Genomic DNA, 5,018 nt, shown 5'->3' with positions numbered 1-5,018 from the left:
CGGCGGGGCGCCCTCTGGGGGCGCCCCCGCGCCGCTCGGGCCGGCGCCCGCCCCCCCCGCCCCCCCCGCCCCCCCGCCCCCCGGGGCCCCCCGCCCCCGGGCGCCCGCGCCCCCCGGGGGGGGGCCCCCGCCCCCCGCGCCGGTACCGCACGCGGGTCCTGGCCAGCAGCAGCGCACCGCACAGCGCCGCCAGCACGAAGGGGACGGCGGCCCGTCCGTCCCCGGTGTGCCGGCCGGCGACGCCCGCCGCGCCGAGCCCGCCCGCCGCCAGCGCGGTGCCCGTGCGGATCCACGCCAGCAGCGTCCGCTCGCTGTGCAGGCCGGGCCGCTCCCGCGGTCCTGGCCGGGTCACCGGGTCACCATGGTCGTCCGGGTTCCCTCTGTCGTCGGGGCCCTCCCGGTCCTCGGGATCACCCCGGTCGCCCGGGTCGTCATCATCGGTCACCCGGCATCGGTCACCTGGCATCGGTCATCCGGCGAGCAGGATGAGGATCAGCGCGAGGACGGCCACCGCCGCGACGCCGTAGCCGAACAACGGGGCCAGGGCGAGCGGCGGAAGCGGCTGCTCATGGCGCAGCGCCCGCTGCACGTTGCGCCACCGGGGGTAGGACAGGACCGCCGCGAGCGCCGACAGCAGCACCAGCACGACGGCGAGAGACGTGCGGACCCACGGCACGAAGACGTCCCGCGGCAGGGCCGCCATGGCCACGCCGCCGGCGCTCAGCGCCAGCGACGTGCTGAGCCAGGTGAGGAACGTCCGCTCGTTGGCCAGCGTGAACCGGGGGTCCGGCTCCTTCCCCTCGACAGACATGAGGAAAGGCTAATTCAGCGCCATTCCCCCTAGAGATCTCGGGTTTTGGCCGCTGGTCAGGTGCATTCCTCGGCGATCGCCTTGAGCGTCGAGGCGGTGTCGGTCGCCACCTTCTGGGCGGCGTCCACCGCGTCGTTGGCGTCCTTGATGTTGAGGTCCTTGAACCGGTCGGCCAGGTCGCCCAGCGCCTGGTTCAGCGTGGTGTTCCCGGCCTTGTCGGCCACGTCCTGCAACTTCGCGGCCCCGTCCTCCAGAGCCTTGTCCATCGCCTTCGGGTCGTTGGCCAGGCTGGTGATCTTCGAGCCGGTCTCGGCGATGACCTTGTTGGCCTCGATGCACGCCTGTGCCTTGTCGACGGTGCTGCATCCCGTGGTGAGCAGGAGGAATCCGGTCGCGGTCGCTGCGGCGAGGGGGATGAGTCGCATGAATTCGACCCTATCCAACTCCCCGGAACCGGACGCGCGCCCTTTTCGGAAAGGTCGGATCCGGCCCACCGCGAAGAAGGCGGCCGGCTCGGGAGCCACCGGCGGCACGCCCATCGGCGGTCAGAGCACCAGGCCCGGTCCCGAGCATGGAACCGCCGCACCGGGTAGGAGCAGTCCATGCGCACGACCTGGTCACCGAAGGTCTCCCTGCCGGTGATGCACCAGCGGTGGACCGCCCTGGCGTTCATCCACTGGCGCTACCCGCCCGCCACGGTGCAGCGCCTGCTCCCCGCGGGCCTCACCGTCGAGACCTTCGACGAGGCGGCCTACGTCGGCCTGGTGCCCTTCCTCATGGAGGGCGTGCGGCCCCCCGCCGTGCCGGCGCTGCCGTGGCTGTCGCGCTTCCCCGAGACCAACGTCCGCACCTACGTCCGGGACGGCGACGGGCGCCGGGGACTGTGGTTCTTCTCGCTGGACGCCGGGCGGCTGCCGGCCGTGCTCGCCGCCCGCGCCGGGTTCTGGCTCCCCTATTACTGGTCGCGCATGGCCGTGCGCGTGGAGGACGGCCTCTACCGGTACCGCTGCCGCCGCCGCTGGCCCGGCCCCGCCGCCGCCCGGGGCGACGCGGACGTCGAACTCGGCGCGCCCCTGACCCCGGACGAGCGGGACGAGCGGGTGAGCTTCCTCACCGACCGCTACCGGCTGTTCAGCGTCGTCGCCGGCCGGCTGGTCCACGCGGAGGTCGAGCACCCTCCCTGGCCGCTGCGCCACGCGCGGCTCCGCCACCTGCGCCAGGACCTCGTGCGCGCCGCGGGGCTCCCCGACTCGGGCGAGGAACCGCTGGTGCACGCCTCCGCGGGCGTCGCGACGCGCATCGGCATGTGGCGCCCGCCGCGGACCGCCGCGCCCGGCCACCTGCACTAACATCGCTACCCATAGGGGGGTCGAATGGGTCACTGTGAAGACATGACGATCAGGGCTGAGGCGGAGCCGCGCACGCCCGACGGGTGCGAGGAGTGCCTGGCGGAGGGCCGGCGCTACGTCCACCTGCGCAAATGTGTCGAATGCGGCCATGTCGGCTGCTGCGACTCCTCGCCCGGCCGCCACGCGACCCGGCACTTCGAGCAGACCGGTCACCCGGTGATGCGGTCCTTCCAGGACGGCGAGGAATGGCTGTGGTGCTTCGTCCACGAGACGGTGGGCATGTCACACCTGGCCCGATAGCCGGGCACCGCGGCAGACCCGGCGAGGGCCGGGCGCGGACGGGCGGGGTGAGCCGCCCGCGGGCGTCGGGGGGCGCGGTCAGTCGCGCGCCAGGGTGGCCTCCTCGTAGTCGAGCTCCATGGTGACCCGGCGCAGCACCTCGTCGTCGATGCGACGCTCGTCGCGCATGCGCACCAGCACCGACCGCTCCGCCGCCAGCATCTCGCGGCGCAGCCGGCGGTACAGGGAGCTCGGCGTCTCCTCGCCCTCGGGGCCGACGCCGCCGCCCAGGCGTTCCCAGGCGCCCATCGCCCGGCGCTCGGCCTGCACGCGCAGGCGGTCGACGACGTCCGCGTGGGTCTCCAGCACGCCTTCCTTGGTCAGCTCGTCCAGCCGGGCCAGCGCCGCGCCGGCCGCCGCCTGCTGGGCCGCGGCCTCGGTCAGGTTGTCCCGGTAGACCTCCTGCTCGCTGGAGACGCCGAGCTTCCTGATCAGCAGGGGGAACGACAGGCCCTGCACCAGCAGGGTGGCGATGACGACGACGAACGTCAGGAACAGCACCATGTCGCGGGCCGGGAAGTCGGCCGGCAGGGCGAAGGCCGCGGCCAGCGACACCACGCCGCGCATGCCCGCCCAGCCGATCACCGCCACCGACGAGGCGGGCGGCCGCTGCTCCCGTTCGCGGATCTTGCGGAACAGCACGCGGGGCAGGTAGGTGCTGGGGACGACCCAGACGACGCGGGCGACGACCACCGCGGCGAAGACCGCGACCGCGTACCCGGCGACGTGCCAGGGGTTCTCCCCGCGCAGCCCCTGCAGGATGAGCGGGAGCTGCAGCCCGATGAGCAGGAAGACCACGATCTCCAGGAAGAAGTCGAGCACCTTCCACATCGAGTGCGAGACCAGCCGCGTGCCGTAGCTGGTGCGGTTCATGCGGTGGCCGAGCAGGATGCCGACCACCACGACCGACAGCACGCCCGAGGCGTGCACCGCCTCGGCGGTGAGGTAGGCCACGAACGGCACCAGCAGCGAGATCGTGTTGCTGATCAGCGGGTCGCGCAGCCGGCCGAACACCCTGCCGACCAGGAACGCCAGCACCAGACCGATGGCCAGCCCGACGCCCGCCGCGTACGCGAACTGCCCGAAGGCCGCGAGCGGGCTGACGCCCACGCCGACCGCCGCGGCCACCGCCACGCGGTAGGCCGTCAGCGCGGTGGCGTCGTTGAACAGGCTCTCGCCGACGAGGATGGTGATGACCTTGCGGGGCAGGCCGAGCCTGCGCCCCACGGCGACGGCCGCCACGGCGTCCGGCGGGGCGACGATGGCCCCGAGCGCGAACGCCGCCGCCAGAGGGATCCCGGGGATCAGGGCGTGCGCGAGCAGGCCCACCACGGCCGCCGTGAACAGCACCAGGCCCACCGACAGCAGCCCGACCGGCCGCCGGACGGCGCGAAGGCGCAGGTAGGAGCTGTCCAGCGCGGCCGAGTACAGCAGCGGCGGCAGGAAGACCAGCAGCACGATGTCGGGGTCGAGACGGTACTCGGGGACGCCGCGGAACTGGGAGGTGACCAGTCCGGCGATGAGCCCCGCGAGCACCAGCAGCAGCGGCGTGGGCCAGCCGCGCCAGCGGGCCACGGCGGCGACCCCCAGCGCGCCGGCGGGGAGCAGCACGAGCTGAAGCGCCGTCGTAATGTTCATCGTCCCAAAGGATATGCCGCGCGGGATCCCTACCAGTCGCGGCCGGTCTCCTGCGGGTAGGGGCGGCCGTGCTCGTCGGTGCGCGGCCGGCCGTCGGGCCGCACCCGCTCACCGGTGGTGAACATGTTGTCCTGCACGTACGGGCGCGGCAGCTCCGGGTCGGTGGAGTCGGCCGGACGCTGCCCCATGGCCCCGAGACCCAGCGGGTCCGAGGGGTCCACGGCGGCCTGCGAGGGCAGGTGCGGGTTGTCGCCGTAGCCGCCGCCCGGCGCCTCGGCCCGGTAGGGCCCCTCCGGCCGGCCGCCGGGCGCCTGGCCGAACGGCAGGGAGTCGTTGACGATGAGGTTCTCCGGCGGCACCGCGTCCAGGTCGCCCGCGCCGTAACGGGCCCCGCCGTACTCGGCGGGCGGCGGGTACTCGCCCGTGGAGCCGTAGCCGGGCGGCGGCGCGGAGTAGTCCAGCGGTGGAGTGGCGTACCCGTTCGGGCGGCCGTACTCGGCCGTCACGCCGTACTCGGGCGCGGCCCCATAGCCGGCACCGGGGGTGTAGTCGGGCGAAGCGGCACCCGAGGGGTAGTCGGAGGAGGCGGCGTAGCCGGACGAGGGCGCAGCACCGTACTCCGCCGCGCCCGTGTGGTCGGCGCCGCGGGCGTAGTCCGTCCCCCGCCCGTACTCGGCGCCGCGTCCGTACTGGGTGCCGGCCCCGTACTCGGTTCCCGCGCCGTACTCGGCGCCGGCCCCGTACTGGGTCGCCGCGCCGTACTGGGCTCCCGCGCCGTAGTCGGTTCGCGTGCCGTACTCGGTCCCGGCGCCGTACTCGGTTCCCGCGCCGTACTCCGCCGCGGCGTCGCGGCGGGCGGGGCCGCCCTGGACGGCCGGGCC

Annotated in this window: 6 protein-coding genes and 1 pseudogene; 2 read left to right on the top strand and 5 right to left on the bottom strand. The window is 74.5% G+C overall.

Annotated features, from left to right (window positions below; translation table 11 throughout):
* The 3 genes from ABZU32_RS40800 to ABZU32_RS40790 form a co-directional block, all read right to left on the bottom strand.
* Nucleotides 1-445 (bottom strand): DUF202 domain-containing protein (locus tag ABZU32_RS40800; RefSeq protein WP_354932132.1); only part of this gene is annotated, 445 nt, incomplete at its 3' end.
* A 24-nt stretch (nucleotides 446-469) separates the two neighbouring features.
* The gene (locus tag ABZU32_RS40795) at nucleotides 470-811 is read right to left on the bottom strand and encodes a DUF202 domain-containing protein (protein ID WP_354839219.1); all 342 of its coding nucleotides are present in this window, start codon (nucleotides 809-811) and stop codon (nucleotides 470-472) included.
* 56 nt (nucleotides 812-867) lie between these two features.
* Nucleotides 868-1,236, bottom strand: a complete 369-nt coding sequence (locus tag ABZU32_RS40790; protein WP_354839216.1) for a hypothetical protein — start codon at nucleotides 1,234-1,236, stop codon at nucleotides 868-870.
* A 177-nt stretch (nucleotides 1,237-1,413) separates the two neighbouring features.
* Between ABZU32_RS40790 and ABZU32_RS40785 the strand changes: the two genes are divergently transcribed.
* The gene (locus tag ABZU32_RS40785; protein ID WP_354932129.1) at nucleotides 1,414-2,160 is read left to right on the top strand and encodes a DUF2071 domain-containing protein; all 747 of its coding nucleotides are present in this window, start codon (nucleotides 1,414-1,416) and stop codon (nucleotides 2,158-2,160) included.
* A 42-nt stretch (nucleotides 2,161-2,202) separates the two neighbouring features.
* Nucleotides 2,203-2,460, top strand: coding sequence for a UBP-type zinc finger domain-containing protein (locus tag ABZU32_RS40780; RefSeq protein WP_354839210.1), 258 nt, complete (start codon nucleotides 2,203-2,205; stop codon nucleotides 2,458-2,460).
* Nucleotides 2,461-2,538: 78 nt separating this feature from the next.
* On the opposite strand, the gene ABZU32_RS40775 is transcribed toward ABZU32_RS40780, so the two are convergent.
* Together ABZU32_RS40775 and ABZU32_RS40770 are read right to left on the bottom strand one after the other, a co-directional pair.
* Nucleotides 2,539-4,137: a Na+/H+ antiporter gene (locus ABZU32_RS40775; RefSeq protein ID WP_354932126.1), complete on the bottom strand. Its 1,599-nt coding sequence runs from the start codon at nucleotides 4,135-4,137 to the stop codon at nucleotides 2,539-2,541.
* 29 nt (nucleotides 4,138-4,166) lie between these two features.
* Nucleotides 4,167-5,018 (bottom strand): annotated as a pseudogene (locus ABZU32_RS40770) (hypothetical protein); the annotation flags it as partial.

Origin of the sequence: Sphaerisporangium sp. NPDC005288 (genome assembly GCF_040607475.1) — a bacterium.
Lineage (GTDB): Bacteria > Actinomycetota > Actinomycetes > Streptosporangiales > Streptosporangiaceae > Sphaerisporangium > Sphaerisporangium rhizosphaerae.
The sequence above is the reverse complement of the archived record's forward strand: the minus strand, read 5'-3'. Positions and strand labels throughout refer to the sequence as shown.

Bases quoted from the DNA above. Each gene is read 5' to 3' on its own strand.
- ABZU32_RS40795 (WP_354839219.1), bottom strand. From the start codon at position 811: ATGTCTGTCGAGGGGAAGGAGCCGGACCCCCGGTTCACGCTGGCCAAC.
- ABZU32_RS40790 (WP_354839216.1), bottom strand. From the start codon at position 1,236: ATGCGACTCATCCCCCTCGCCGCAGCGACCGCGACCGGATTCCTCCTG.
- ABZU32_RS40785 (WP_354932129.1), top strand. From the start codon at position 1,414: ATGCGCACGACCTGGTCACCGAAGGTCTCCCTGCCGGTGATGCACCAG.
- ABZU32_RS40780 (WP_354839210.1), top strand. From the start codon at position 2,203: ATGACGATCAGGGCTGAGGCGGAGCCGCGCACGCCCGACGGGTGCGAG.
- ABZU32_RS40775 (WP_354932126.1), bottom strand. From the start codon at position 4,137: ATGAACATTACGACGGCGCTTCAGCTCGTGCTGCTCCCCGCCGGCGCG.